Source organism: Vibrio sp. SBT000027, from assembly GCF_963894355.1.
Classification (GTDB): domain Bacteria; phylum Pseudomonadota; class Gammaproteobacteria; order Enterobacterales; family Vibrionaceae; genus Vibrio; species Vibrio splendidus.
On record NZ_CAWQGD010000001.1, the window covers coordinates 1,088,756 to 1,114,064 of the forward strand.

General features: G+C 44.0%; 28 protein-coding genes. 23 read left to right on the top strand and 5 right to left on the bottom strand.

Going from position 1 to position 25,309, the window contains the following annotated elements; all coding sequences use genetic code 11:
• The first annotated feature begins 68 nt into the window (after positions 1-68).
• Both AACU28_RS04640 and AACU28_RS04645 read left to right on the top strand, forming a co-directional pair.
• Complete coding sequence (locus tag AACU28_RS04640) at positions 69-734, top strand: response regulator transcription factor (RefSeq protein ID WP_017082140.1); 666 nt, start codon at positions 69-71, stop codon at positions 732-734.
• A complete protein-coding gene (locus tag AACU28_RS04645; RefSeq protein WP_121602455.1) occupies positions 731-2,116 on the top strand; it encodes a sensor histidine kinase in 1,386 nt (461 codons plus the stop codon). Before AACU28_RS04640 ends, AACU28_RS04645 begins: the two co-directional genes overlap by 4 nt.
• Before the next feature lie 249 nt (positions 2,117-2,365).
• Here the strand turns inward: AACU28_RS04645 and AACU28_RS04650 are convergent, their stop codons facing one another.
• Complete coding sequence (locus tag AACU28_RS04650; RefSeq protein ID WP_017093555.1) at positions 2,366-3,670, bottom strand: dicarboxylate/amino acid:cation symporter; 1,305 nt, start codon at positions 3,668-3,670, stop codon at positions 2,366-2,368.
• 548 nt (positions 3,671-4,218) lie between these two features.
• On the opposite strand from AACU28_RS04650, the gene AACU28_RS04655 reads away from it, so the two are divergent.
• From AACU28_RS04655 to AACU28_RS04685, 7 genes are all read left to right on the top strand, one after another.
• Complete coding sequence (locus tag AACU28_RS04655) at positions 4,219-6,336, top strand: TonB-dependent siderophore receptor (protein WP_121602456.1); 2,118 nt, start codon at positions 4,219-4,221, stop codon at positions 6,334-6,336.
• 179 nt (positions 6,337-6,515) lie between these two features.
• Positions 6,516-7,283 (top strand): DUF3450 domain-containing protein, encoded by a 768-nt coding sequence (locus AACU28_RS04660; RefSeq protein WP_017090377.1) that lies wholly within the window; start codon positions 6,516-6,518, stop codon positions 7,281-7,283.
• Positions 7,283-8,659 (top strand): MotA/TolQ/ExbB proton channel family protein, encoded by a 1,377-nt coding sequence (locus AACU28_RS04665; protein ID WP_104215069.1) that lies wholly within the window; start codon positions 7,283-7,285, stop codon positions 8,657-8,659. Before AACU28_RS04660 ends, AACU28_RS04665 begins: the two co-directional genes overlap by 1 nt.
• Positions 8,659-9,219, top strand: coding sequence for a MotA/TolQ/ExbB proton channel family protein (locus AACU28_RS04670; RefSeq protein WP_081230652.1), 561 nt, complete (start codon positions 8,659-8,661; stop codon positions 9,217-9,219). Before AACU28_RS04665 ends, AACU28_RS04670 begins: the two co-directional genes overlap by 1 nt.
• Positions 9,216-9,620 (top strand): ExbD/TolR family protein, encoded by a 405-nt coding sequence (locus tag AACU28_RS04675; protein ID WP_004731145.1) that lies wholly within the window; start codon positions 9,216-9,218, stop codon positions 9,618-9,620. Before AACU28_RS04670 ends, AACU28_RS04675 begins: the two co-directional genes overlap by 4 nt.
• A 19-nt stretch (positions 9,621-9,639) precedes the next feature.
• On the top strand, positions 9,640-10,260 hold the full coding sequence (locus AACU28_RS04680) for an energy transducer TonB (protein ID WP_017093558.1): 621 nt from the start codon (positions 9,640-9,642) through the stop codon (positions 10,258-10,260).
• Positions 10,257-11,435, top strand: a complete 1,179-nt coding sequence (locus tag AACU28_RS04685; protein ID WP_065607091.1) for a tetratricopeptide repeat protein — start codon at positions 10,257-10,259, stop codon at positions 11,433-11,435. The genes AACU28_RS04680 and AACU28_RS04685 overlap by 4 nt, the downstream gene beginning before the upstream one ends.
• Before the next feature lie 151 nt (positions 11,436-11,586).
• On the opposite strand, the gene AACU28_RS04690 is transcribed toward AACU28_RS04685, so the two are convergent.
• Positions 11,587-11,910: a hypothetical protein gene (locus AACU28_RS04690; RefSeq protein WP_099165171.1), complete on the bottom strand. Its 324-nt coding sequence runs from the start codon at positions 11,908-11,910 to the stop codon at positions 11,587-11,589.
• 417 nt (positions 11,911-12,327) lie between these two features.
• Between AACU28_RS04690 and AACU28_RS04695 the strand changes: the two genes are divergently transcribed.
• From AACU28_RS04695 to AACU28_RS04735, 9 genes are all read left to right on the top strand, one after another.
• Positions 12,328-12,957 (top strand): PepSY-associated TM helix domain-containing protein, encoded by a 630-nt coding sequence (locus AACU28_RS04695; protein ID WP_121602457.1) that lies wholly within the window; start codon positions 12,328-12,330, stop codon positions 12,955-12,957.
• A gap of 97 nt (positions 12,958-13,054) precedes the next feature.
• Complete coding sequence (locus tag AACU28_RS04700; protein WP_121602458.1) at positions 13,055-13,573, top strand: DUF2271 domain-containing protein; 519 nt, start codon at positions 13,055-13,057, stop codon at positions 13,571-13,573.
• 120 nt (positions 13,574-13,693) lie between these two features.
• Entirely contained in the window at positions 13,694-14,530 is an 837-nt protein-coding gene (locus AACU28_RS04705; RefSeq protein ID WP_017093562.1) for a DUF4198 domain-containing protein, read from the top strand.
• A gap of 115 nt (positions 14,531-14,645) precedes the next feature.
• The gene (locus AACU28_RS04710) at positions 14,646-14,981 is read left to right on the top strand and encodes a hypothetical protein (protein WP_017079279.1); all 336 of its coding nucleotides are present in this window, start codon (positions 14,646-14,648) and stop codon (positions 14,979-14,981) included.
• Complete coding sequence (locus tag AACU28_RS04715) at positions 14,978-15,589, top strand: DUF6162 family protein (protein ID WP_121602459.1); 612 nt, start codon at positions 14,978-14,980, stop codon at positions 15,587-15,589. The genes AACU28_RS04710 and AACU28_RS04715 overlap by 4 nt, the downstream gene beginning before the upstream one ends.
• Positions 15,590-15,634: 45 nt before the next feature.
• Positions 15,635-16,570: a metal ABC transporter solute-binding protein, Zn/Mn family gene (locus AACU28_RS04720; protein WP_121602460.1), complete on the top strand. Its 936-nt coding sequence runs from the start codon at positions 15,635-15,637 to the stop codon at positions 16,568-16,570.
• A complete protein-coding gene (locus AACU28_RS04725; protein WP_017090388.1) occupies positions 16,570-17,304 on the top strand; it encodes a metal ABC transporter ATP-binding protein in 735 nt (244 codons plus the stop codon). Before AACU28_RS04720 ends, AACU28_RS04725 begins: the two co-directional genes overlap by 1 nt.
• The gene (locus tag AACU28_RS04730) at positions 17,304-18,179 is read left to right on the top strand and encodes a metal ABC transporter permease (RefSeq protein WP_004731167.1); all 876 of its coding nucleotides are present in this window, start codon (positions 17,304-17,306) and stop codon (positions 18,177-18,179) included. The genes AACU28_RS04725 and AACU28_RS04730 overlap by 1 nt, the downstream gene beginning before the upstream one ends.
• Positions 18,180-18,181: 2 nt before the next feature.
• Entirely contained in the window at positions 18,182-19,105 is a 924-nt protein-coding gene (locus tag AACU28_RS04735; protein WP_121602461.1) for an ABC transporter substrate-binding protein, read from the top strand.
• A 151-nt stretch (positions 19,106-19,256) separates the two neighbouring features.
• Here AACU28_RS04735 and AACU28_RS04740 read toward each other — a convergent pair whose 3' ends face one another.
• Positions 19,257-19,487, bottom strand: coding sequence for a DUF2986 domain-containing protein (locus tag AACU28_RS04740; RefSeq protein WP_004731171.1), 231 nt, complete (start codon positions 19,485-19,487; stop codon positions 19,257-19,259).
• A gap of 97 nt (positions 19,488-19,584) precedes the next feature.
• Here AACU28_RS04740 and AACU28_RS04745 point away from each other — a divergent pair, with 97 nt between their 5' ends.
• The gene (locus AACU28_RS04745; RefSeq protein WP_121602462.1) at positions 19,585-20,100 is read left to right on the top strand and encodes a GNAT family N-acetyltransferase; all 516 of its coding nucleotides are present in this window, start codon (positions 19,585-19,587) and stop codon (positions 20,098-20,100) included.
• Positions 20,101-20,102: 2 nt separating this feature from the next.
• On the top strand, positions 20,103-20,498 hold the full coding sequence (locus AACU28_RS04750) for a nitrous oxide-stimulated promoter family protein (RefSeq protein ID WP_017079273.1): 396 nt from the start codon (positions 20,103-20,105) through the stop codon (positions 20,496-20,498).
• Between the two features lie 150 nt (positions 20,499-20,648).
• Here AACU28_RS04750 and AACU28_RS04755 read toward each other — a convergent pair whose 3' ends face one another.
• Entirely contained in the window at positions 20,649-22,046 is a 1,398-nt protein-coding gene (locus AACU28_RS04755; RefSeq protein ID WP_121602463.1) for an MATE family efflux transporter, read from the bottom strand.
• 50 nt (positions 22,047-22,096) lie between these two features.
• Between AACU28_RS04755 and AACU28_RS04760 the strand changes: the two genes are divergently transcribed.
• The 3 genes from AACU28_RS04760 (at position 22,097) to AACU28_RS04770 (ending at position 23,979) form a co-directional block, all read left to right on the top strand.
• Positions 22,097-22,990, top strand: a complete 894-nt coding sequence (locus tag AACU28_RS04760) for a helix-turn-helix transcriptional regulator (protein ID WP_019351042.1) — start codon at positions 22,097-22,099, stop codon at positions 22,988-22,990.
• 129 nt (positions 22,991-23,119) lie between these two features.
• Positions 23,120-23,467, top strand: coding sequence for a winged helix-turn-helix domain-containing protein (locus AACU28_RS04765; protein WP_029222224.1), 348 nt, complete (start codon positions 23,120-23,122; stop codon positions 23,465-23,467).
• Positions 23,468-23,643: 176 nt separating this feature from the next.
• On the top strand, positions 23,644-23,979 hold the full coding sequence (locus AACU28_RS04770; RefSeq protein ID WP_017079269.1) for a winged helix-turn-helix domain-containing protein: 336 nt from the start codon (positions 23,644-23,646) through the stop codon (positions 23,977-23,979).
• Positions 23,980-24,143: 164 nt separating this feature from the next.
• Here the strand turns inward: AACU28_RS04770 and AACU28_RS04775 are convergent, their stop codons facing one another.
• Positions 24,144-25,295 carry an MFS transporter gene (locus tag AACU28_RS04775; protein ID WP_121602464.1) on the bottom strand — a complete coding sequence of 384 codons (1,152 nt, stop codon included), beginning with the start codon at positions 25,293-25,295 and terminating at the stop codon, positions 24,144-24,146.
• Between the last annotated feature and the right edge of the window lie 14 nt (positions 25,296-25,309).

A 25,309-nucleotide genomic window follows, 5' to 3' on the forward strand; every position in this document is an offset into this window, starting at 1 on the left:
ACTTTATAATTGAAATCAATAATAACGATAATTAGAATGCAAACTGTTCTTATTTATCGGTGTGTGCAATGTCTCGCGTTTTAGTTGTTGATGATGATATCCAGTTGTGTGAGTTACTGGGTGAAGTATTGGAAAATGAGGGGTATCACGTTGATACCGTTCATTGTGGTGAATCTGCGCTAGAGTTTATTCAATCGAACCCTGTCGATTTGGTTCTACTAGACGTAATGCTTCCAAACTTGAGCGGAATTCAAGTGGCAAGGCGTATTTGTCAGCGTTTTGCTACTCCCATTCTTATGCTGACTGCACTAAACGACGATGCCTCTATGCTGGATGGCTACCAAGCTGGAGCCGACCAGTACATCGCCAAACCTTTCAATGTTCCTGAGCTCCTAACCCGTATTAAGGTGATCTTGCGCCGCGTTGGTTTTGAACGTCAAAGGCAATCTTTGGCTTCATCTAATCAGGGCTTGTGTGAACAACTTTCTCGTTTACCTCTCACGGGCACTGAAAAAGACCTGTTGGATTATCTTGTCAAAAATGACGGGATTGTCGTATCTAAATCTGACCTTCAAATCCATGTTCTAAAGAAAGAGCTTTGTCCTTTCGATCGTAATTTAGATATGCACATCAGTAATATACGACGAAAGCTTGTTCAGGCTGGCTTGTCTAAACAACACATCAAAACCGTTCGTGGTAAAGGTTATAGCTACCTAGAGTCGGTAGGGGTATGAGCCAAAAACTGCTGCGTTGCCCTGATTTTATTGCCAAGCGTAAGGATGGCTTAACGTTTCAATTATTCAGCTACCTGACGGTGATCCTAGTAAGCATCTTGATCCTCCAAGGCGTCGCGGAACGAGCGTTGATGAAAGCCTTATTGAAGGTACCTGAATCGGTAAAGTCTGAAATGCTCGACCTCGCCTACCAAGCCAATGTGCTGATTGAGGAAGGTGACATGGATGAGTTAGCCGACTGGGGTAATGCTCAAGGCTACTATCTGTTTGTTATCGACGAAAACAATCGACCCATTACTCATCGACACATGCACCCGCACTTTGAATTCAAACTCAAGTACTTGCGAACGTTAGATCACCAACTTAGTGATCGTGTGAGTAAGCCGATATTCGGCCTGCCACTCAATAACGGTAAAACACTGGTTATCCAACTCCCACACCAGTTTCACCCCGCAAAATCTTTTGCGCCATATTCTTACATGTTGAAAGCGGTAATAGCTTTGATCGTGTTGTCTCTGTTCTCAATTATCATGGCGAAAAGCCTGCAGCAGCCGCTGGATAGATTAAGAGAAGCGAGCCGCAGACTTGCGCAAGGCGACTTCACTGTCAGTGTTGTTTCTGAGTTAAATTCCACGACGCGTGAATTCAACGAACTTGCTCATGATTTTGATCATATGACGGTAGAGATTAAGTCTCTCGCTGAAAAGCAACGTCGTTTGATTCGTGATGTGTCTCATGAGCTTAGAACACCATTGGCAAGGCAAAACCTAGCCTTACATCTTTTACGCAGCAAGGTCGATGATAAGAGCATTGGCTTGCTTGAGCGAATGGAAAGTGAAACCGAAGAGATGAACAAGCTGGTGGGGGAAATCCTTGAATTCAGTCGCTTAGAAACGTCACGTTATGATTCTAAGTCGAGCTTGATGCATCTTGAGCATTACTGTTCGATGCTCATCGCGCAGATGCAAAACGACTTGAAGCCGAATCAAACCTTAGTAGGCGATTTAGAAACGCCGACATCAATGGTTCATGTTGATGAGAGGTTGCTTCTCAGAGTGATTGGTAATTTGGTCGGTAACGCAATTAAATACGCCGGTGAGAATGCTCATGTTGTCGTGACGACTTACGAATTGTTAACCGACAAACGTTACAGTGTCATATCTGTAGAGGATGACGGTGATGGCATTCCTGATAACAAGATTGCAGGGATATTCGACCCGTTTACTCGCATAGAGTCAGCGCGCGATAAACAGTCTGGTGGTTACGGGTTAGGTCTTGCGATCGTGAAGGAAGCCATGGGTGTGATGAATGGGCATGTAACCGCTGAGAATAGAGAAGGTGGGGGATTGAGAGTAAATCTAATGTTCCCAATCGCCGATTAGCTTCCTGCTGTTACCTGTCTTGCTCCATAGATAACTATGACTGAAAGCGTGCTAAGAAACATAGCTTAGAAATATTGCTCAGAAATATAGCTTAGAAATATAGCTTAGAGATATAGCTTAGAAACATAGCCCAATAAAAAACGCCACTGCAGATGCAGTGGCGTTTTTGTTTATACGCTTTTGATTATCAGCTAGGCATAGCCATTAATTACGCCTCAGCTTGACGGTAAGAGCGACAGAGAAGCTAGATTATGCCTGTTGGCGTGTAAGCTTAACTTCTTCTTCTTTCTCACCAGCTGCAGGGTCATTGAAGCGAGCTTCGTCAAAAGAACCTTCAGACTTAGCCACAATGATAGTTACGGCACTATCACCTGTGATGTTTACTGCGGTACGAATCATATCAAGAAGGCGGTCAACACCCATGATAAGCGCGATACCTTCAAGCGGTAGACCAACTTGGTTCAAGACCATCGCTAGCATAACAAGACCTACACCTGGAACACCTGCAGTACCAACAGACGCCAATGTCGCTGTTAGGATAACCATAAGGTAATCACCCATGGTCAGGTCGATGTTGTATGCCTGTGCGATAAATGCCGTTGCAACACCCTGCATGATAGCAGTGCCGTCCATGTTCACAGTTGCACCTAGTGGTACAGTGAAAGAAGCGACTTTGTTGTCTACGCCCATGCGGTTTTTAGCCGTTTCCATCGTTACTGGAATTGTTGCGTTTGAAGATGCGGTTGAGAATGCAAACATGATTGCATCTTCCATCTTACGTAAGAACGTAATCGGGCTTAGGCCTGTGAATCCTTTAAGCATTGCGCTGTAGGTAACCAGACCGTGTAGAAGTAGGGTACCAGCAAGTACTAAGAAGTATTCTGCTAGGTTCCAAATTGCGCTTAAACCAAGGCCAGAGAACAGCTTCGCCATCAAGAAGAACACACCGTAAGGCGCAAGGTTCATCAGAAGTGCGACAAGCTTCATGATCACTTCGTTCAAGTCAGAGAATACCGCTGCGATACGCTCGCCAGGTTTACCCGCTGCACTGATAGCAATACCAAACAACACAGCAAATACGATTACTTGCAGCGTTTTGCCCTCAGCCATCGCCTGAATAGGGTTGGTTGGGAACATGTCGATGATTACTTGGCCCAAAGAAGGGGCATCCGCTGATTTGAAAGAGCTCGCAGCAGTAAGATCCGCACCAGCTCCAGGTTGGAACAGGTTACCGATAGTGAGTGCTAGAGTGATAGCAACGGCTGTAGTACCGATATAAAGTGCAAGCGTTTTGCCCCCCATACGGCCAAGAGTTGATAAGTCTTTAAGAGAGCTTGTACCGCACACTAGTGAAACGAAGACTAGTGGCACAACAAGCATTTTTAAACTGGCGACAAAAATCTGTCCGCCTACTTCAAAGAGTCCGTTAACGATGTAGTTGTTAACAAATCCGCTGTCTGCAAAAAGGGATTGAATGGCAAATCCCGTTAATATGCCCACGACCATACCGAGGATAACTCGACCAGTTAGAGACATAGGTTTCTTGGTATTCATTTAGAACACTCCTTATTATTTATAACTTTGATACCTTTTCAAAGTGAGCGGGAGATTAGCAGTCGGTTGATCAAATCGAAAAACAAAAAATGAGTTTGAAATTATAGATGTGATCAGAATCACTGATAATTGTGTAAATTAAACAAATAAAAACAAAATAATTCACCGTTTATTTACATTTATCGAGGGTTTTATACATCAATCAGTCGTTTCAAAGGTAGTAAATAAGATAAGACAGTATTTGTATTGATCTTGGCTGCTTAGATTGATCAGACAAATGACCTTATAGTGAAATGTTGAATTCATGTTTACAGATCTGCACGCTCAATTAACGTATTGAATTGATTTTGTGGAGCTAAAGAAAGTGTACGTTCAGTGGGCTTTACAAATCTTTACGAATGCAAAGAATGTAAATTTAATGCAAATGGTAATAGTTATCACTTATATTCACTCCCGAAATGATTCAGTGGTACCGGAAACGGTTCAACCGAGCACATCGAATAAATAACAAAGTGCTCGTAAAAAAGAATAAAAGCGGAGTAAAGGACATGTTTTCAAAGAGCCCATTGGCCTTAGTGATCGGCGCAGTATTAGCTTCACCAGCAGTATTGGCAGAAACAGCAAAAACAGACGAGCACATGGTTGTTGAAGGTCGTGACTACGGTTACAAGGCCGACACAAACACTACAGCAATGCGCATGGAGGCGACTCAATTAGAGACTCCGGGACAAGTTTCAGTAATCGATGAGCAAATCATCGATGAACAGCGTGCAAGTACGTTAGGTGAAGTTCTTAAAAACGACGCATCTGTTGGTGCGGGTTCTAAGTCAACTAACCGTGAGCGTTTCACGCTTCGTGGTTTTGATTTGGAGAGTAGCTCTGGCTACCTGCGTGATGGCGTCCAACACTGGTCTCACTACCGTCAGCCAGTAGAGCTTTTGGAGCGAGTTGAAGTATTGAAAGGCCCTGCTGGTCTACTTTACGGTAAGTCTGCTCCTGGCGGCCTTGTGAACATGGTTTCTAAGAAGCCAACATACGAAACTCAAGTTAACGTAAGCCAAGATATTGGTTCTGATAGCTACACTCGTACTACTGCTGATGTAAGCGGCTCATTGAACGATGACCAAACTTTACGTGCTCGTCTTATTGTTTCACAAGAAAATCAAGACTCTTACCGTACACGTTTTGATGGCACCGATGTAGAGACGGACCGTTTCGTTGGTGGTCTATTTGTTGATTACGATATCAACGAAGACATCATGTTGTCTGTTCATTACGACCGCACTATTGAAGAGGGCGATTTAGACAACGGTTCTAAAATCGATACTTCTACTGGTAAAGTTATCGACCCTAACACGGTTAATGACCAACGCTTTGCTCAAACAGATAACGACGTTGCAAACTACGGTGCATCTGTAACCGCTAACTTGAACGACGCTTGGTCTGTGAAGACAGGCATCAGCCGTCAGTTCTATGAACGTCAACGTACAGAATCAAACAACACAGTATATAGCGATAAGAGCGGCGGTTACGGCTACAAGGTATCAGACCGTCACGATGAATGGACGTTTGATACGGCTTATGTAGATTTTACTGGTGATTTCGATGCACTAGGTGTAAACCACCGCCTACTTGTTGGTGTGAATGGTCTTCATTACGATTACGAGCGTTTATACGATTCTGGCTACACATGTGTTAACGCAACAGAAACAGAAGCTGCCGCTGCATGTGGTAACGGCTTTGATATGCCTTCTAACGTTAGCTACAAGAACGACAATGAAGTGTCTCACTCTGAAAGCCAGCACTACGGTCTTTACGTTCAAGATCTAGTAACACTGACTGAACAGTGGCAAGTACTTGGTGGCGTACGTTTCGCTTACGACAAAACGACGAGCAGTTCTAATCAAGAAGAAAGCTACAACAACATTCTTCCTAAGCTTGGTGTGATTTATTCACCAGCGCCTAATGGTTCGATTTACGCGGTTTACTCTGAAAGTTTCGAACCTGTTGGCGAAATCACAGATAAAGATGACGTGAACTTTGGTCAGTCTCAAGATGCTAAGAAGGGTACGCTTTACGAACTAGGTTCTAAGTGGGAACTGTTTGACGAACGTCTGTTCGTATCTGGAGCGGTTTTCCAAATCACTCAATCGAACATGCAAGTGACGGAAGATCTAGACCCGGCAAACAACAACGGTAAAGACGCACGTACAACTCAAGTTGGTGAACAAGTTCATAAGGGTGTTGAACTGGCTGCAACGGGCTACATGACGGAAGCATTCTCTTTGAGTGCATCAACCATGTTCTTGGATGCTGAATACCAAAATGATCCTGCACTTGAAGGTAAAACTCCAGCAGACGTTCCTGAGTTTACTGCAAGTATTTGGTCTACTTATGCATTCAACAATGGTACTGATGTAAACCTAGGTGTTTACCATGTAGGTGAGCGTTACACAGAAAGCGCTAACACGTTTAAGAAAGATGCTTACACTCGTGTAGACATGGGTATCGCCCATACAATGAAGTATGACGAAAACCTAGATTTCGTTGCTCGTTTCAATGTAGAAAACCTGTTTGATACAGATTACCTTGAAGGCGGCAGCACAAGTAGTGTAGTTGTTGGCGAAGGTCGCAACTACATGGCAACACTGCAGGTTAAATACTAATTTGTCTGTAGGATGTCATTGATAGCTTAAATACTAAGGGGAAGGTTTCGACTTTCCCCTTTCGTGATTCTGCTATTTAGTAAAAATATCCCTAGTAATGCGAGTGACTTTTAATGATAATGAGACTGCTTATCAATAAAACTCATTTGACCTTCTTCTTATAGTAAATGACTACAATTATGAATCTTTTAAAAACTAGCCTAGCGCTTGCCATCAGTTTGGTTGCAACGTCTTCTATGGCAAACAGCTTGGATCAAGCTCAATCAATTCAAAACAAGACCAATAACGCGTCGGCTTCGAGCCAAAAGGTTATTGATAAAAGCTCACAAGCGACTCTAATGTTGCAAGCTGAGATTGAGCGTCTGCAAGAAGAAGTGAAAAATCTAGAAATCTATCACGATCACCTTGCTGCATTGGTTGAAAGCCAGAATCAAGAAGCTCAGAGCATTGAAGGGCAGATCGATGAAATTAAACTAACGCGTCAAGGTGTTGTGCCTTTAATGTACAAGATGATCGATGGCCTCCAAGAAGTTATTGAAAGTGATCTTCCTTTCAAGAAAAAGAGCCGTCTGCGTCGCGTTGAAAAGCTGAAAGCGATGATAACTCGTGCTGATGTCAGCGACGCTGAAAAGTATCGCCGTATCTTAGAGGCGTATCAAATTGAAGTGGATTACGGTATTAAGCTCAGTTCTTATTCAAGCCGTGTCGAATTAAGTAAAGATAAAGTACTTGAAGTTGACGTTTTGCATCTTGGACGTATTTCACTAGTCGCTCGTAACTTGAATGGTACTCAATATTGGTCTTGGGACCAAAATAGCGCCCAATGGCAAGAGCTTGATTCTTCGATGAAATCTGAGTTGGACAAAGCGTACGATATTGCTAATAAGCAAGCATCTCCAAGCTTAATCACTTTACCTGTTTCTTTAACTGTTGCGGAGGTTAAGTAATGAACTTTAAGCCATTAGCAGCATTGCTTTGCATTACGTCCATTTCATTTTCTGCTTTCTCTGCATCAGACACGACTGCTCAGCTAGTTAATAAAGCAAAATCAGAAAGCCGCACTCAAGCTTCTCATAACGTGGTGCGTGAGGCTGACTTCAAAAAGACAGAACAAGAACTCAAAGCCATCAAAGCGCAGCTTGATGCGAAACGTACATCGGTTCAAAACGCGACAGACGTTCTAACGAGTACATTCAGTGATAACGAAAACAAACTGGCTCGTTTAGAAGAGAAACTGCGTTTAGAGACTGGTAGCTTAGGTGAGTTGTTTGGAGTTGTAAGACAAAACGCGAAAGATCTCGATCATGAACTATCTGACACCGTTACTAATGTCGATCGAGCTGTTTACACAGAAACTGTTTATGACATCGTGGACGCTAAATCATTGCCTTCGATGTCTCAATTAACAGGCCTTTGGTTAAGCATGATGGAGCAAATCAAAGCGAGCTCGGAGATAAGCAAATCGACTGTTGCTCTTGTTAATGATGAGGGAGTAACTGAAAGTGCAGAAGTTTATCGCCTAGGTTCTATTGGTTTGGTTGCAGAACCAGGTTACGTATGGTGGGACTCTAAGCACCAAGATGCGATTGTTTACTTGAAGCAGCCATCAAATGGTCCAACACTGGCGTCACTTTCTACATTAGCTAATGGCGAAGTGTCTAACGTGGTAGTCGATCCCTCCCGTGGATTCATGCTAGATCAATTAGCTTTGGAACCAAGCCTAACTGACCGCCTTCAAGCGGGTGGTGTTGTTGGTAAAGTGATTCTTGGCTTGTTGGCAATTGGTTTAATCATCGCATTGGTTCGTGGTATTTCTTTGGCTATCGCTCGTCAGAAAATTCGCGCACAACTTAAGAACCCTGAACAAGCGGGCGACAACCCTCTAGGCCGTGTTCTTGCAGTTTACAGAAAAGAGCAAAACCAAACGGTTGAAGCACTTGAGCTACGTCTTTTAGAAGCGGTCGTTGATGAACAGACTCACCTAGAGAAAGGTTTGTCGATGCTGAAACTTCTAGCAGCGCTCGCACCTATGCTTGGCTTGTTGGGTACCGTAACCGGCATGATCGAAACATTCCAAGTGATTACACAGTTTGGCAATGGCGACCCTAAAGTGATGGCGGGTGGTATTTCGATGGCGCTTGTAACAACCGTACTTGGTCTTGTTGCTGCAATGCCACTACTACTGGCACATAACATTCTTAGCACTCAATCAGAGAACATTCGCAATATTCTTGAGAAACAAGGGATTGGCCTTGTTGCTGAACAGGCAGAAAAGACGGTTGAATCAAAACCTGTTGTTTCACCAGTTGGGACTGCTGCGTAATGGATATTTTGTCGGGTTCTCTATTACCAGCAAGTTGGTTAACGAGTGACTGGCTGCTGTCTTTATCAAGCTTTATGGAGCAGGGCGGTTTCGTCCTGTGGTGGCTAGCCGCTGTTGTCCTTGTGTATTGGGTGCTTGTGGTAGAACGCGTGCTTTATCTTGCGTTCTACTTTCCAAAGCAGCGCCAAACTTGGATTACTAAGTGGCATGAAAGAGAAGATCACTCTTCTTGGCATGCTAAAGCCATTCGTGAAGGTTGGTTAGGCCAAGCGAGTATCTTACTTAACCAAAACTTGAATTTTATTAAGCTGTTAGTCGCTATTTGTCCGATGTTGGGCTTGTTAGGCACCGTAACCGGTATGATCTCTGTTTTTGATGTCATGGCGACTCAAGGAAGCAGCGATCCTAAATTGATGGCTTCAGGTATCTCGTTGGCAACACTGCCAACCATGGCGGGTATGGTTGCTGCATTAGCGGGCATGTTTGTTCACGCTCGTTTAGCGAAAGTGTGTAACCGCTTAGAATTGAAATTAGAAAAATCTTTAAGGAGTCAACGATGAGACTCGGTCGACGTCATTCTAAAAACGAAGAGGCTCAAATAGACCTTACTTCGATGCTTGATATTGTATTTATCATGCTTATTTTCTTTATTGTGACCAGTTCATTTGTTCGTGAATCAGGGGTTGAAGTCAATCGACCACAAGCGTCTAACGTAGTAAGCCAAAAGGATGCGGGCATCTTTGTTGCGATTACTTCTGCGAATGACATCTTCATAGATAAACGTGTTGTTGATGTTGAACGTGTCCAAGCAACGTTAGAACACTTGTTGCTAGAACAACCTGATGCTTCTTTGGTTATTCAAGCGGATGAACACGCTTACAACGGTACGGTTGTTAAAGTGATGGACGCTGCTAAAGGTGCGGGTGTTAAAAACATTGCGCTTGCTGCTGAAAAGCGATGATCTTGGAGGATCTTCATAAATGATTCGCCTATTTCTTGCTTTACCGCTAGCGGGCGCATTGGGCTTAGCTCTGTTTTCTTTTATGGCTTGGATGGTCGATAATGGCCACCAACGTTCACCAGATAATAGTGAGACGTTAAGTTTCAATATGGTGATGGTGGAACAAGAACAAGAAGTCCAAAGAAGACAGCGTGCAGTGCCTGAAAAACCAGAAATGCCAGAGCCGCCACCGGAAGCGAAAACGTCTCAGTCACAAGCTGAAGTTACGCCTCTGAATTCGATGTCTTCACTGCCGTCATTGGATTTGAATACATCGGTTGATGGCTTAGCGATTAACGCACCGACATTTTCTGATTTTGGGTCGAACCAACAGGCAATGCCTCTGTATCGAGTAGAACCTCGTTACCCAGCGAAGGCGCTTAAGCGTGGCGCTGAAGGTCATGTCATTATGTCTTTTACTATCGATGAGACGGGGCGCCCAGTTGATATTCAAGTCACTGACGCAAACCCACGTCGTATGTTTGAACGTGAAGCGATGAGAGCACTTAAAAAATGGAAATATCAACCGAAAGTCGTCGATGGAAAAGCGATAGCTCAGGTTGGTCAAACCGTGAAACTAGAGTTTAAGTTGGCAAAATGATGAAACAGATATGGATATTAGTGGGCTTGTTGTTAATGCCCCTTACAACACAAGCAAAAGAGCTAACTCAATATACTGCTATTCGTGTTCAAAAGGCGCACAAGCTTGCTCAAGATGAACAGGTTAAACAGGCGATTGACGTTCTTGCAGGCTTGGAGCTTTCGAAAGGCTACGACAAAGCGTACGTAGCTCGTATGCTTGGTGTGTTTTACTGGCAAGATGGCAAAACCGACACGGCAATCAAGCAGCTTACTTATGCGGTCGACAGCAATTTGCTGGTTGATGAGCAAGCTTGGATAACGAAACGCATGCTGGCTGATTTGTTGTTGAACGATCAGCAGTTTAAAAACGCGCTTCCGCACTATTACGAGTTAGTGAAAACAGCGCCAGAAAAAGAAAAGAAAGACACGCTTTGGATGCGCATTGCACAAGCTGAATACCAAATTGAAAACTGGTCGAAAGTCTTAGTTGCCATCGGTAATCGAGACAAATTCAATTCAAAAGCAGAGTTGTCGCCTCTATCGCTAAAATTGGGCGCACAGCTTCAGTTAAAACAGTGGAAGCAGTCTATTCCGACACTGGAAAGCCTCATTGAACTTCAACCAGAGAAAGATAACTGGTGGCGTCAACTTGTCGGTATTCAGCTAAGATTGGAACGTAATCGTGATGCATTGAACACGTTAGCACTGGCTGATTTACAGGGCGTTGAGCTTAAAAATTCGGATCGCCGTTTATTAGCACAGCTTTATGCCAAACGAGGTATTCCAGAGCGAGCTGCTGAAGAAATTAGCAAGCTAGATGATGCGAACAGCGACGTTCAACTTCTGGCAGAGCAAGCAACCTACTGGCAGCTAGCGAAAGAGTGGGACAATGCGATTGAAGTGTGGACGTTAGCGTCTAAAAAAGACACTCAATATCATTGGAATGTGGCTCAACTATTGGTTCAGCAAGGTTACTACGACCGAGCGCTTGTTGTTTTAGACAAAGTGAAAGACAAAAACAAACAGGCTGACGTTGCATTAGCAAAAGTGCGCTCATGGTATAAGTTAAAGAACCTAGACAACGCGCTTGCTCAAGCTAAGCGTGCGAACAACATTGAACCCTCTTCTGAAGCGAAAGGTTGGATTAAGTATCTGACTCAGCTAAGAACTGTGAGTGATAACGGAAACGTCTAACTGCTCATAGCAAACAGAAGACAAGAAGCTGCACATAAGAAATAAGAAAAGCAAAAGGGTGTCATTTTATGGTTCAAATGACACCCTTTTTCAATTTATCTCATAATTTAATCGGCTAGAGTCCATCTAGTTTTACTGTAGGATTAATCGATTACGGATCGCACATCGCCCCACTAGACGTTGCACTTTTAATTATTCCATTGGTGTCAGCGATCCAGTTTATCGTGCAATCACGAGAAGGGTTTTTAAAAGCGTGCAGAGTACTACCATCCTCTAATGTTTTTTGAGTCTCTTTCCATGCAAACGTTCGTGATTCCCAAAAGCTGATAGGCCGTGAGCGTTCGGTTAGGTAGCGTTCTTGTACTTCGGCTATGTCTGAACCTATGTACTTCTGGATATGTTCTTCCGTGCTGGCCACTTGGCTACTGCACGCTGTTATTAGCGCAGCAAAAACCAAAACAACAATAATACGCATGTCAAAATCCCTTTAAGCTTATTTAGCTCTCTTTCGTCGGTTGTTGATTCTACTTGTTGGCAACGTACATCCACCGACGAACCCATTGTTTGTTGATCTTTAAAGTGATCCAACCGCCGAATAGTCCCAATTCTCAATCGTTAAAGCCACTATTGCTACCTTAAACTAATCTCAATCAAGCATGTTTAGATTGAGTTTTTTTTGAGGCTTGAGCTTGTTATCAGTTAGCTCAAATACAACTTATCAATTGCCTCTAATACAAGTTAGCAAGAATATGCAAACAGTTCGATTACTTCCCATGTAATGTTATGTAAATTTCCTTACGCCGCTCGGCAAACGTAAACAATGTAAATTGAATGCCAATACGAATGATTATCAACTAAATTGACGCCATAAAATTTATAGGTATTGGTTTGTATGTCGTTAAAAAGTAGGGCGGTTCAATCATGGGCTCGTCGACTTCATGTTTATATTTCAATGGCGCTTCTGTTCGTTGTTCTTTTCTTCTCAGTGACAGGTATCACCCTTAATCGACCTGAGTTATTTGAATCAACTCAACCCAATATCCAACGGTCTACGTTAACGCTTCCTACAAGTTTATTTTCAATCCAAGACGGGCGATTAAAAGCCGACGAAACGGCCTTTGAAACCTTTCTGTTTGAAGAAGCCAACCTATCTGGCGTTCCTTCAGGTTTAGACATCTACGCCGAGATTGATGACGGTGAGTTGCTGATCGGTGAAGTGTCTATGGACTTCAAAGGACCGGGCTACAACGCTTCTGTGTTTGTTGACGTGGCGTCTGAAATGGTGGAAGTCGAAACCACCAATTACGGCGTTATCGCACTTTTGAACGATCTACACAAAGGCCGTAACAGCGGTGAAGTTTGGAAGTGGTTCATCGATATCACAGCGCTACTGATGATCTTCTTTGTACTTACAGGCGTGTGCTTACTGTTACCTAAGAAAAAAACACTGAATACCTCCATTAAATGGACGGTATTTGGTTCTGCAATCTCACTTGCTATCTATTTTGTCGCCGTACCTTAACCCCTCGTTAGCTTGATGAATTAGGCTGATGAGTCAGTTTAGTGAATCAGCTTGAAGAACGAACTAAAGGTTAAACGGATTTAAAAGGTTGTTAAACATGAAAAAAATGAACTGGAGCAAGGCGCTTCTTGCTTTATCTCTTTTGCCAAGCGTAGGTATGGCACAAGCGATCCCTGATACGGCAAAACTTGATGTGAACTTTAAGCTTCCAAAGATCGATACCTCTATGTACGCGCGTCCTTATGTGGCGGTATGGGTAGAGAACAGCGAACGAAATTCAGTGAAAACCATTGAGCTTTGGGTCGGTAAAGATGAATGGCTGAAAGATTTACGTAGCTGGTGGAGAAAGGTAGGACGTTACGATCGTGAACTGGTTGATGCTGTGACGTCTGCAACGCGTCCTGCTGGCCAGTACCGTTTCGTTTGGGATGGTAAGAGCGATGACGGCCAAGCTCTAGAGCAAGGCGAATACACGGTCCATATCGAGGTTGTGCGTGAACACGGTGGCCGCAATTACCTTCGTCAAAAAGTATCGCTAACGGATGTAAATGCTTCTTATGAGCTAAAGGCGACAGAAGAGACGGGTGAAATCAATCTGAACTATATAGCTAAATAGTAAGTGCGAATAGTAACTAGTAAGTACGAACAGTAAAACCAAGCTGAACAGAATAGACAGTCGTCATCGTAGGCTCAGATAGAGCGACACGGCTAACAATTATAAATAATGGAATTGAACATGATGAAACAAACAAAAATTAAGGCACTTGCACTAGCGGGTGTGATGGCATTCGGCCTAGCAGCGACGACAACGGCACAAGCTCACCCACGCTGGATTTTGCCATCACACTTTACCGTATCGAAAGAAGGCGGCGATTGGCTAACGTTCGACGTGACTGCATCTCACGGTACGTTTGTTTTTGATAAGCCTGCAGGCAGTGAAAATGCACATGTCATCATGCCTGATGGCCGTAGCGAACGTCCTAACTTTGTTGTTCGCGGCAAACGTCGTTCAATCTTTGATTTCTACTTTGAAGAAGAAGGCACGCACAAAGTGGCGATTAACAATGAGCCTTCTTACTACACGCAATACAAAGCGGGTCGTCGTGACACAGTGAAATGGGTCAAAGCAAACAAAGCGGAACGTGATTCAGTTCTTCCAGAAAAATCGCGTGACGTGGTAACACAAATTAGTTTCACCCGTGCGGAAAGCTACATCACAGTGGGTAAGCCATCGGATTCAGTATTTAAGATTGAAGGCAAGCTACTTGAAATGAAGCCAGTCACGCATCCTTCAGACATCATTGAAGGTGAACCTGTGACATTCCAATTCTTCTACAACGGTGAAATTCAAAAAGACGTGAAAGCGGAAATCACTCGTGAAGGCACGCTTTACCGCAACCACCAAGAACAGATTGATGTAGTGAGTGATGAGAACGGCGAAATCACGTTCACTCCAGACGTGGCTGGTCGCTACGTAATGAAAGCGAACTACAAAGGTGAGTTGATTGACAACCCACTGGCAGACAAAGCAAGCGCGAACGTTCACCTAACGTTCGAAGCACTGCTTCAATAATTGTGATATCGGGGCTAGATCCCTGATTAAACGACCAAAAAACTTAAGGGCTCATTTGAGCCCTTTATCGCTCAGTTTACTTCTGAGAATTTGCACTGTGGCTAGGGTACGAACCATGACAATAAAAACAAAACTAAAATCGATAATCACTCCATGCTTGGCTTTGGGACTTGGTTTCGCTGCATTACCTGCGCAAGCACACTTTCCCCTGATGAGTTGCTGGTTTGAAGGCAAAACCGTTGCTTGCGAAGCGGGTTATTCAGACGGTAGTAAAGCGATTGATTACGCGGTTGAGATGTACGACTACGAAGATAATTTGATTGCAAAAGAGATGACGGATAAGCGCTCTATCGTTGAGTTTCCAAACCCTGACACTGAGTTCTACCTTGTGTTTGATTCTGGCCACGAGTTTCCTGTTGAAGTAGACGTTGTTGAGATCAGCGAGAAATGATGATTCAAGGTGTACGTGCTGACACGGGTGGCAGAGAAGGCAAATGGGTAGGGCTGATCATTGTGTTCATTCTGAGCTTTGCCACGATAGCTATCCCATTTCATCAAGCAGAATCGCATACCAAAGCGGTACTTGATCATCAAATCTTAGTGACCGATGTCGAACAAGAAAACTTGGCGATGTTATCAGAGCTGCGTTTAGCGCATGAAGAGATTCGCGACCTGCGTATGGACTCAGACGGCGAATGGCCAAGTGTTGTGTCACTTAAAGATGAATGGGTCGCGCCATTTGTTGAAGATCAGAGCTGGAAGCGCAAAGGTTCTCATACTTGGTTATTAGACGAGCGTGGTTACTACTTTTCTACACCAAGTGAACAAGCTACATCAAGTGAAGATACTGCACCAAGTGAATATGCTGCACAAAGCGAACATGGCTTTGCTGACTCCTTTATTTTAAACGCCAACAGTGTCTCTCCTGAAATCTGGATTTTCTTTGGTGGCGTAGCAAGTCAACCGACTAATTTTGATGAGAACACACTTGAATCTGCTGGCTGGAAAATGGTCGTCAATGAATCAGAAGTTGAGCAGCATGATGCTTCTTCTCATTAAACAATCCGGCTTACAAAAATGCTCACTAATTATAAGAGATTTACTATGCGAATTATGACTCTATTGATGTCGTTATTAGCGGTGCTAATGACACCCAATGCATTGGCAAAAGAATACAAGATCGATAGCGACAAGCTAACGATTGGTATAACCCTACAGCCCTACTACAGCTACGTAAAAGCCGTTGTGGGTGACAAAGTGAACATCCTTCCTTTGGTTGATGCTGGCTTTAATCCGCATAACTACTTGCCACAACCGAACGACTTGAAGCGATTGAGCCAGATGGACGCCCTCGTGGTAAACGGTATTGGTCACGATGACTTCGCGCTTAAAGTGATTTCAGCCGCGCAACGTGATGACTTAGTGGTGATCGAAGCAAACAAAGAAGTGCCTCTACTTCCCGCATTAGGCCAGTCTGTTGGTCAAGGTGCTGTGAACCCGCATACCTTTGTTGGGCTTTCGACAACGATTCAAAAGGTTTACACCATCGCCAGTGAAGTCTCTAAGCTTGACCCAGACAACGCTACGTTTTATCGCAAGAACGCACGTAAATACGCAAAGCAATTTCGCTTTATGAAGCGCGATGCGATGTTGTCATTAGGTGAGCTAGATACATCAGGTATGAAGGTAGCGACTACGCACAACGCGTATGGCTACATCCTTCAAGAGTTTGGTGTGGATGTTGCGGCGGTGATTGAGCCTGCACACGGTGTTGAACCAAGTGCGAGCCAGCTGCAAGAGACGATCGAAAAGATCCGCGCATCGGGCATTGATGTTCTGTTCTACGAGCTAAACATGCCAAACCGTTTTGTAGACACGATTGAAGCGGAAACAGGTGTTCAGCTTTACCGTTTCTCTCACATGACGCATGGCGAATATGAAGACGACAAAGTTGAAGTTGAGATGAAGAAGAACTTAGAAACGTTAATCGAAGCAATGAAATTTGCGGCGGCGAACCAAGCTCAAAGCGGGAACGCATAATGCTAGGTCCATCAATTTCAATCAATCAACTCGGTCTGCAATACGACAATAACGTCATACTTGACGATATCTCACTAGAACTTAAAGCGGGTCAGTGCCATGTGATCATGGGGCCAAACGGCGGAGGCAAAACGTCTTTGCTGCGCTCTGTTCTTGGTCTGACACCTTTCTCTGGGCAAATCAATATTCATTGGCCAGAAAAGCCAAGTATTGGTTACGTTCCTCAAAAAGCGGCCTTCGAATCGAGCTTACCCCTGACGGTAATGGATTTCGTGTTGCTTAACCAAACTCGAATTCCGCTATTTTGGCGTCGCAAGTCTAAGCAGCTGGATCTTGCATTAGCACAATTAGATCGAGTGGGAATGGCGACTCGTAGCGACCGCCGTATGGGCCAGTTATCGGGCGGTGAACAACAACGTGTATTGTTTGCTCAAGCCTTATTGGATAACCCAAGTTTATTAGTGTTGGATGAACCAACGACAGGCATGGATGAACAAGGCGTTCGTTATTTAGAATCGCTAGTTCGTGAATGCGTTGACGAAGGTCGCACGATTCTTGCCGTTCACCATGATGTAACCGCAGTGCGTCGCCTAGAGGCTAATGTACATGTTGTGAATCGATTCTTGGTGGATAGTGGTCCACATGAACAGGTACTACACCCAAGTAAGATTGAAAGCTTGTTCCAGCACTACAGCAGTGGCGTAGCTATCGTTAAATCGAAGGAGGTTGCGTAATGGATTGGTTACGACAACTTGCCATAAGTGGCGTTGAAGCGGGTTGGTTATCAGACAGCTTCATGTACGCGTTCATGGTGAATGCTTTGGTTGCGGCGCTATTACTCGGCCCGTTATTAGGTGGCCTTGGTACTTTGGTGATTGCAAAGCGTCTGGCTTTCTTCTCTGAAGCGGTAGGTCACGCTGCATTAACCGGTATTGCTATCGGTGTTTTGCTTGGTGAGCCACCAGAAAACCCAATTATTGGTCTGTTCAGTTTCTGTATGATCTTTGCTTTGCTTCTTCATTTTGTAAGAAACAGAACCAATGTGCCATACGATACCTTAGTTGGCGTTTTTCTCGCGTTAGCGCTGGCAGTGGGCGCGGCATTGCTGATGTACGTTGCCCGTAAGATCAACATTCACATGCTTGAGAACGTGCTGTTTGGTTCGATTCTCACGGTAACAGATCAAGACTTAGCGATTCTCGCAGGCAGCTGCGCACTCATCATTTTGCTCTTGATACCGACGTTCAACCGTATTCTTCTCACTTGTATTAGCCCTGATATTGCCAAGGTTCGTGGCTATAACACCAGCTTTTATGACTACTTGTTTGTCATGATGATTACTTTGGTGACGATTGCAGCAGTGAAGATCGTGGGTGCGGTTCTTGTTGGGGCATTACTGCTCATCCCAGGCGCGACGGCTCGACTGTTGACAAAACGCATGGGCAGCTTTGTTTTGCTTTCTGCGTTGCTGGCAACCATCGCGTGTTTGGTCGGAACGGTATTACCGATGGAGCTTAAACTGCCAGTGCCATCGGGCGCTTCAATCATCATCGTTTCTGCAACGTTTTTCCTAGCGGCGACGCTATACCGAATTATAAGAAAGGCATAACCATGACTTCTTTGATGAATCGTATTTCAAGCTCAGTAAAAACAGCGACTCAAGTGAGTGCACTTAGTAGTCTATTGTTGGTTGGCTCAATGGTGTCTCTCAATGTTAATGCTGAAGATATCCTAACCAGTACGCCGGTGACCTACGCGTTGGCAACTGAGCTGACCAAAGGCACAGACATTACGACTGAATACCTACCACCAAAACGCTACGGTATTGATCGTCTGCCTAACTGGTTTGGTACTAAGGGGGCGAGCAAAGTCCTTCAATCAGGAGAAAAGGCGACCGTTGCACTAACGCTGTCATCTATCTGGCAAGCTGATCCTACATTTGTATACGCAAGACAAGGCAACATCCACTTGGTTGAGGTTGATGCTGCTCAAGCGATTACACCGCGTGCGCAAGGTGTCGCTGCGCTGACGTTATCAAATGGTGAAGTGTCTAAATACGCGTGGTTAAACCCAACCAATCTAACGCGTATGGCGGCAATTGTGGCTGATGACTTTAAGTTGTTGTGGCCGGCGCAAGCTGAGACCATTGATAGCAACCTACAGCGCGTAATGCTTGATGTTCGTGAACTGATTAACAAGCAACAAGCGGTGTTATTGGATAACGACGTAGATTCAGTATTGTTGCTTTCAGAAAGTTTGGAAGATTTCGCTTCAGGTAGCCAACTGTTTGTTGAAGAGCGCATGTTCAAAGCAGAACTTGAATGGACAGATCAAGACAAAGCGAAACTCAAAGCCATGTTTTCAGAAGACGATGCACTCTGGTTAGTCACATCGAAAAAGCCAACGACGTTAATTAAGTCACTGGTACCGCATGAGCGAATTCTTGTTGTTGATTCCGTAGACCGTTGGGGAAGAGCAGGGATTAACGCAAAAGCGCCATTTGCTCGCTGGGAAGTTCAGCCTTTCAAAGGTTAAGTGGCTAAAACAAGTTAGCTAATAAACCGCTCGTTCAAAAAACACGATCAAAAAAGCAGCCCAAATAGAGGCTGCTTTTTTTGTTCTTGTCCGTTGGCTCTAGTCTGAGTTTTGGTTCAGAGTGCTGGGCAAGAGTACTGCGAGCTAAAACTTACTCTGCAGCTTTTGTCTCTTTAGTTTCGATACCAGCTTCTTCCGATTCAACAGAAGCTTCAACTGTGCCTTCAGCTTGCTCTTGAGCGGCTTTCGCTTGTTCTTCAGCTTCCATTTTTGCGCGGTCAGCTTTAGAAATATAGCGAGGCTTGTTGCTACCATGCAGTTTAGACGTCGCCTGTTTCTGTCTTTTCTTTAGAATTTGATTGATTTTTTTCTTACGGTTCATTGCTGCATAGCCTTGTATTTAGTTTATGCGGTGGAGGATAATCATTTTAGATCTAGAACTCAATATTTACATGCTATCCAGCAAGGAAAATATCACTATGCAGGCACTCGAAACTGCACGCTTACGATTAAGAATGATCGCACCTCAAGATGCGGCGTTTATTCAGCGATTATATAGCTCAGAAGATTTCTTACGTTACATCGGAGACAAGGAAATTACAGATACTGGCAAGGCTGTTGCATACATCGAAAACAACATTCTTAAGATGTATAGAGAGAAGGGTGTGTGTTTACTGATGGTCGAGATTAAAGAGTCTTCAACGCCAATCGGTGTCTGTGGTTTGATTAAAAGAGACACACTAGAGGCGCATGATATTGGTTATGGTTTTGTACCTGCAGGATATGGCCAAGGTTATGCAAAGGAAGCGGCACAAGCGATAATTGAACAAGCTCAACATAATGCTGATATCGATCATTTAGTTGCCATCACGACCTCTGATAATATTCGAAGCATCGCACTGCTGACTAAGTTGGGTTTTGTGTTTGAGCGAGTTGAAGAGGCGATCAATGAAAGCGTCAATCTCAACCTGTACGGTCTATCACTGAGTAATTAATCATGTTTCAACATAACAACATTCTGCAAGGCGAACTCGCAACCGAGTACAAAACTGTTATTGCTATGGTGCACATCTATTGCAAAGATCATCACGGTGCTGTTCGTTTGGACAACGCGTTATGTGAAGAGTGCGAGCAACTGTTGCGTTATGCCGAAACACGACTTGATCGCTGTCCTTATGGCGAGGCGAAGCCAACCTGCAATAAGTGTCCAATTCATTGCTATAAGCCTGACCCTAAAGAGCAGATGCGTTTAGTGATGCGATATGCTGGGCCAAGAATGTTACTCAAGCATCCGATTTTAGCGATACGACATTTGATACATGAGAAGCGTAAAGTGCCAGAGAAGCCATTGCCGAATGTGTCGAACCGCCATATCCGAATGAATAAGAAGTAACACATTGTTTACTGTGTGAAAGTATGTGCAATGTGAAAGTAATCGAAACAAAAAAGGTCTGATTACTCAGACCTTTTTGATGTAGATACACTTCTATCTAAGCTGGAATGCAGTTAGGTAGCTAGGCCGGTAGACAGCTAGACCGGTAACTTATGCCGCTTGAGGCTCGTCGTAGGTCACTGTGAGGTTGTTGATCCAGCGTCGGCTCAAGTATCGGTGCGAGCATATAGCTAACTTCACCACTTCTTCTACCAACATCAGACCATAGATGTATTTGAAATCCCATCCAGCGACAAACGCACCGTAAACACATACTGGAATACCCACCATCCACATCGCGATGAAATCCATTCGCAGGCAAAAAGCGTTATCACCACCAGCACGAATAATACCGTTGATGATCACCATATTGAGCATACGAATGACTACTGCAAAACACATGATCATCATTGCTGGCGAAGCAAGTGGATACAATGCATCGGTAGAAAGGTTTAGCCATGATAGAACATGTTCTTTACCCATAAACAGTAGCAACCCAACGACCGCGCCAAAACCAACGACGGCTTTAATGAATGTTAGACCCATGCTCATCGCGTCATCAAATTCATCACGGCCTAATGAATGGCCTAACAAAACAGAACACGCCACTGAAATACCAAAGAAGATCGAGTAACACAGCGATTCAAATGGTGCGAGCATCGAGAACACTGCTAGCTCAGTCGTGCCCATGTGACCGAAAATCATTTGATATGCCATGGTGCCCATTGCCCACAACACAGCATTCATCGTCAACGGCAAAGCAATGCGACGGTAAGACAACCACAATGACGGGCGATGTGGTGAGCTCGGTGTCGTTAATAGCCAATGTTTACGCATACGCATGTAGCTATACATCAAGCCCACTTGAATCAATCGCGCTAAGGTTGTCGCCAATGCCGCACCTGCGACGCCCATTGCTGGAATGCCGAAAGCACCTTTAATAAGAACGAAGTTAAGCGCAATGTTGAGTGCGATGGTAACGCCACCTAACAATAGTGGAGTTACGGTGTCACCTGATGAGCGCATGCTTGCTTCTACCACGACAACAATGTGAGTCAGAAGTAGAACAGGGAAGCCATACCATAGGTAAGTCGCGCCAAGTTCAATCACGGTTTGATCGCTGGTTTGCAACATCATTAAAAACTGAGAACCAAGAGTGATGATTGCGGTAACAGGCAGCAGAACTTTTAAGCCAAATATCATCGCAATCGAGGATACTGTTCGTGCGCTTTTTCGGTCATTCTTTCCCCAGTATTGAGCGACTAATGTACCGTTTGCTGAGGCCAACCCTGCCATAATCATAATAGCAACGAAGTGCCATTTTGACGCAATTCCCACAGCTGCAGCTGCTTCCATACCATAATCACTGACCATTAATACGTCAGCAAGGGCAAGAATAGCGACAAGCGCACTTTGCAAAGCAACAGGTAAACCAAGTTTAACGATACGAGGTAAGATGCTCTCTGGCTTGTTATTCATAGATGAGTTAGGGTTGATGTTAGTTGTCATAAGCTCTCCGATTTATGGCAGAACTATAGTGTTTTGAGCGAAGTAACAACATGTTTAAAAAACAACAAAACCTGTGCAAATCCGTCATTGAATCAATGAAGCCAAAATCCACTTGGCACGATGACGTTTTTCTTGCCGAACAGTGCAAAGAACGTTTTTTGACCGTTGAAGATATCCCAGAGATGAAAAGCTTTGGTGTCTATATGGGCGGTATGGCAAAGCTATACGATGGTTATTGGGTTGAGCGAGAATCCGTCAATGTTCATACGTTGATTTTTACTCAAGAAGGGGGTGGAATTCTAACCACTTCAACCTCGGTACAAGCGATTACGCCTTATACGCTGGTGGTTCTTCCTGCCGAAACCCCATTTCGTTTTGAACTCGATCCTCAATATAATTATTGGAAAATGGCGTGGATGCTGACGCCTGATACGCAGCAATGGCAGCACATAGCAAGTTTAGGTCAGGGGATAGTGCCGTTCGGAGAGTGTGAACAGATCTGGTCATTAATGAACTTGGTTTACTTTGAGATAGGAGGGCGAGCCAGTTACCGTAAGTTGCTCTTGAGTGAAATCATCCGAACGTTGACGGGGTTTGAACCCAAATCGACCAGCACCACCGCACGTGTTCAAGCGCTCTATAACGAGATTGAAAGCAGTCTGCACCAGCCATGGACAGTGGCAGGGATGGCCGAAAGGGTATTCATCAGTGAAGAGCAGCTAAATAGAGTCACCAAGACGCTATTCAACCTCTCACCACGCAGTAAATTGATTCAATTACGCATGGATAAAGCCACCAGTTTGCTGAAATATCAAGACTGGTCAGTCTCTATGATTGCTAATCGGTTGGGCTACAAAGATCCTTATAACTTTTCACATCGTTTCAAAAAACATTTTGGTTTGTCACCCAGCCAATATCGAAAAAGCCATCGACTTCTTGGTTAGCCTTGCTTATTTCCTCGATCAATTACGCAAGATCAAGCTTTGCAGTAATATTACTGTATTGAGCTATCTATCAATTTAGTATTTTTGCTCTATTCGATAGTATTGGAAATATCTCAGAGACGACTGCTTATGCAACACGAGGAATTAATGCACCAAGTTATCAGTGAGACGGATGATTTAGCTCTTCCGTCGAAGCTCATTTTAAACAATAAAGAGTTTCAATCAGGCACTAAAATCGTACGCAAGCAGGGTTGTGGTTCAATAATAGGAACGCTTGCTGAGCCTCATCGTAAAGTACTTTTCTATCTTTACTTGAACAGAGGCCAAGTGGTGAGTAAGCAAATTTTGAAGCGTGTAGGCTGGGCAGGTAAAGCGGTGACATCTGCATCTGTGTTGGTTGCTATTTACGAGATAAGGAGGATTCTTGACTGCCGTTGTATACAAACCGTTTCCAACGAAGGGTATGTCATGGAGTAATAAATAATCTTCTATTGATATCCTGTTAATATATTAATAATAAAAATTTAATCTCTTTACCGTACGAGTTCCATTGATTATCGTCAAATCTAAAACGTCCACTTATAAGCGACGTTATATAAATACGACTGAATCTGACTTTGTCGCTGGCTATATAGTAAGGGAATGATATAAAAATGGACTCTTATCCTGCAATAGAAACGAACCACTCTGAAAACAACGTAGTACTTGAACTAAACGGTAAAATTGTTGAACTCAACACCAAACTCATTCGCAATGTTGAAAATGGTTACGTACTGGCTACCATGCCTTTGGCGTACCGAAAGATCATTTTATTTATGAATCGACATCGAGGTGAACTGTTCAGTGTTGGCCAATTAAAGAAGATTGGCTGGGAAAGTGAGAAAGTGACCAACTCATCTGTGATTGTTGCGATATCTGAAATAAGATCACTATTCGGAGACGGATTAATCATCACGATTACTGGTGAAGGTTACGTATTTCAACCTTAACCATTTGAAATAATATATTTTATTGCTATTTGTTATTGCTATTTGTTATTGGTTTTTTGTCGCTCTTTCCTCCAGACGACATAAAACAAAAAGGGCTCTTAATTTAGACGGGAAGTCATAACTAAGAGCCCTAGTGATACAGTTCTTGTGCCTGCCTATTTGATTTACTCGCCTGCAATCTGTAGAGGAGAACGCTTTAGGCTAGCAATTAGCATGTAGATGGTTGTAGCGAGTAGAGACGCGAACAGGTAAGTGAATAATCCTGCTTGTGAATCCATAAAGCTATCCGCAACCAATGGCCCTGCTACAGAGCCGATGCTGTAACACAACAACATAACTTGAGTCACTGAAACTAAATAGCTAGGGTCTAAGTTACGACAACCCAAGTTAATCGCAATTGGGTAAAGCGCAAATGTCGCCATACCTAACACAAACAAGCTCATACCAAGAACGTAAAAATCATGGTTGATAGTGAGCACACCAATGCTTGCAACCCCTAGCAGGCAGAACAGAGCCATTAATAACACTTGTCCTATGTGATGAGATAACCACGTCACCATCGGTTGAACGGCCATACCACCCATAATCACTAACGCCATCAAACCGCCAATGTCTTGGTGTGCGATGTTGCGCTGAGCGAGTTCTACAGGCATCAATCCGTAAATAGACCCAAGTGTTAACCCAGATACAATACAGCCAATCAAAGCGCTGTGACTTAGCTTGCTGATTTGTTTCAGTGATAAAGACTGCGCATCGTGAATTTGTGGTGCTGTCGCTTGTCCGTACATCAATATAATGATTGCTCCAAACAGCAGGGTGAACATTGCAATGAAAGGCACGCCGCCCGTAATACCAAGGTATCCGATGCCAAGTTGACCAACGGCCGAACCGCCATATAGCGAACACATGTAAACCCCTAAACGTTTCGCACGTTGAGATTCTTCACCGCTCATTAGCCAAGATTCCACAATCACAAAGATCCCAGCGACTGAGACACCCGCGACGAAACGAGCCAACAACCAAACTGATTGATGTGGCGCCAACGGTAATACAAGAATCGTGGCGATAAATACGCTAAGTGCAATGACGAACGCGTCTTTGTGACCAACGCGAGCGATCGCACGCTCAATCAATAACGTACCCGCTAAAAGACCTGCATAAAAGGCACTCGCCAACCAACTCGATAGATTACTGTCTAAGCCATACTCAGACAGCATTAATGGTAATGAACTCATTAAGTAGCCTGAAGCGATCGCGTAAAAAGACAATGCAATAACAGGAACAGTTATGCGAGTTGTTGGTTGGGTGTTGTCCAATGCAGGAGCCTCTA

Excerpts from the sequence above, each read along its gene's own strand:
- AACU28_RS04750 (WP_017079273.1), top strand. The coding sequence starts at position 20,103 with ATGTTTCAACATAACAACATTCTGCAAGGCGAACTCGCAACCGAGTAC.
- AACU28_RS04685 (WP_065607091.1), top strand. The coding sequence starts at position 10,257 with ATGATGAAACAGATATGGATATTAGTGGGCTTGTTGTTAATGCCCCTT.
- AACU28_RS04690 (WP_099165171.1), bottom strand. The coding sequence starts at position 11,910 with ATGCGTATTATTGTTGTTTTGGTTTTTGCTGCGCTAATAACAGCGTGC.
- AACU28_RS04720 (WP_121602460.1), top strand. The coding sequence starts at position 15,635 with ATGCGAATTATGACTCTATTGATGTCGTTATTAGCGGTGCTAATGACA.
- AACU28_RS04710 (WP_017079279.1), top strand. The coding sequence starts at position 14,646 with ATGACAATAAAAACAAAACTAAAATCGATAATCACTCCATGCTTGGCT.
- AACU28_RS04705 (WP_017093562.1), top strand. The coding sequence starts at position 13,694 with ATGATGAAACAAACAAAAATTAAGGCACTTGCACTAGCGGGTGTGATG.
- AACU28_RS04660 (WP_017090377.1), top strand. The coding sequence starts at position 6,516 with ATGAATCTTTTAAAAACTAGCCTAGCGCTTGCCATCAGTTTGGTTGCA.
- AACU28_RS04665 (WP_104215069.1), top strand. The coding sequence starts at position 7,283 with ATGAACTTTAAGCCATTAGCAGCATTGCTTTGCATTACGTCCATTTCA.
- AACU28_RS04715 (WP_121602459.1), top strand. The coding sequence starts at position 14,978 with ATGATGATTCAAGGTGTACGTGCTGACACGGGTGGCAGAGAAGGCAAA.
- AACU28_RS04640 (WP_017082140.1), top strand. The coding sequence starts at position 69 with ATGTCTCGCGTTTTAGTTGTTGATGATGATATCCAGTTGTGTGAGTTA.
- AACU28_RS04745 (WP_121602462.1), top strand. The coding sequence starts at position 19,585 with ATGCAGGCACTCGAAACTGCACGCTTACGATTAAGAATGATCGCACCT.
- AACU28_RS04735 (WP_121602461.1), top strand. The coding sequence starts at position 18,182 with ATGACTTCTTTGATGAATCGTATTTCAAGCTCAGTAAAAACAGCGACT.
- AACU28_RS04755 (WP_121602463.1), bottom strand. The coding sequence starts at position 22,046 with ATGACAACTAACATCAACCCTAACTCATCTATGAATAACAAGCCAGAG.
- AACU28_RS04765 (WP_029222224.1), top strand. The coding sequence starts at position 23,120 with ATGCAACACGAGGAATTAATGCACCAAGTTATCAGTGAGACGGATGAT.
- AACU28_RS04760 (WP_019351042.1), top strand. The coding sequence starts at position 22,097 with ATGTTTAAAAAACAACAAAACCTGTGCAAATCCGTCATTGAATCAATG.
- AACU28_RS04730 (WP_004731167.1), top strand. The coding sequence starts at position 17,304 with ATGGATTGGTTACGACAACTTGCCATAAGTGGCGTTGAAGCGGGTTGG.
- AACU28_RS04725 (WP_017090388.1), top strand. The coding sequence starts at position 16,570 with ATGCTAGGTCCATCAATTTCAATCAATCAACTCGGTCTGCAATACGAC.
- AACU28_RS04770 (WP_017079269.1), top strand. The coding sequence starts at position 23,644 with ATGGACTCTTATCCTGCAATAGAAACGAACCACTCTGAAAACAACGTA.
- AACU28_RS04670 (WP_081230652.1), top strand. The coding sequence starts at position 8,659 with ATGGATATTTTGTCGGGTTCTCTATTACCAGCAAGTTGGTTAACGAGT.
- AACU28_RS04740 (WP_004731171.1), bottom strand. The coding sequence starts at position 19,487 with ATGAACCGTAAGAAAAAAATCAATCAAATTCTAAAGAAAAGACAGAAA.
- AACU28_RS04645 (WP_121602455.1), top strand. The coding sequence starts at position 731 with ATGAGCCAAAAACTGCTGCGTTGCCCTGATTTTATTGCCAAGCGTAAG.
- AACU28_RS04655 (WP_121602456.1), top strand. The coding sequence starts at position 4,219 with ATGTTTTCAAAGAGCCCATTGGCCTTAGTGATCGGCGCAGTATTAGCT.
- AACU28_RS04675 (WP_004731145.1), top strand. The coding sequence starts at position 9,216 with ATGAGACTCGGTCGACGTCATTCTAAAAACGAAGAGGCTCAAATAGAC.
- AACU28_RS04695 (WP_121602457.1), top strand. The coding sequence starts at position 12,328 with ATGTCGTTAAAAAGTAGGGCGGTTCAATCATGGGCTCGTCGACTTCAT.
- AACU28_RS04650 (WP_017093555.1), bottom strand. The coding sequence starts at position 3,670 with ATGAATACCAAGAAACCTATGTCTCTAACTGGTCGAGTTATCCTCGGT.
- AACU28_RS04700 (WP_121602458.1), top strand. The coding sequence starts at position 13,055 with ATGAAAAAAATGAACTGGAGCAAGGCGCTTCTTGCTTTATCTCTTTTG.
- AACU28_RS04680 (WP_017093558.1), top strand. The coding sequence starts at position 9,640 with ATGATTCGCCTATTTCTTGCTTTACCGCTAGCGGGCGCATTGGGCTTA.